Source organism: Stenotrophomonas capsici (genome assembly GCF_034961085.1).
GTDB lineage: Bacteria > Pseudomonadota > Gammaproteobacteria > Xanthomonadales > Xanthomonadaceae > Stenotrophomonas > Stenotrophomonas capsici.
In genome coordinates this window covers 1-472 of the sequence record NZ_JAYFUH010000013.1, presented here as the reverse complement: position 1 = coordinate 472, position 472 = coordinate 1, and the positions used below count along the sequence as shown (strand labels likewise).

General features: G+C 73.9%; 1 pseudogene. It reads left to right on the top strand.

Annotation, left to right across the window (positions count from 1 at the left end):
- A pseudogene (locus VA603_RS00205) lies at positions 1–472 on the top strand (bifunctional [glutamate--ammonia ligase]-adenylyl-L-tyrosine phosphorylase/[glutamate--ammonia-ligase] adenylyltransferase); the annotation flags it as partial.

The following is a 472-nucleotide window of genomic DNA, read 5'->3' as shown; positions in this document are numbered from 1 at the left end:
AGGCCGCGCCCGATGCGCTGGCCAGCTACTGGCGCGTGCTGCCCGGTGGCGGCAGCGCCGAGGTGCTGGCCGAGGCCGGTTTCGCCGATGCGGCCGGTGCCGACCAGTCGCTGCGTGAGTTCGCCCAGTCGCTGGGCGTGAAGTCGCTCTCGGACAACGCGCGCGCGCGGCTGGACCGGGTGCTGCCGGCGCTGCTGCATGCGGCCACCCGCTCGCCGCAGCCGGACGCCGCGCTGCGGCGCGTGCTGGGGCTGCTGCAGTCGATCCTGCGCCGCACCAGCTACCTGGCACTGCTGGACGAACAGCCCAGCGCGCTGACCCGCCTGGACAACGTGCTGGCGCGCAGCGCGCTGTTGTCCGAGCGGTTGGTGGCGTTCCCGCTGTTGCTGGACGAACTGCTGGACACGCGCGTGGCCGGGCCGATGCCCGGGGCGCAGGAAATGCAGGACGCCTGTTCGGCCGCGCTGGCCAT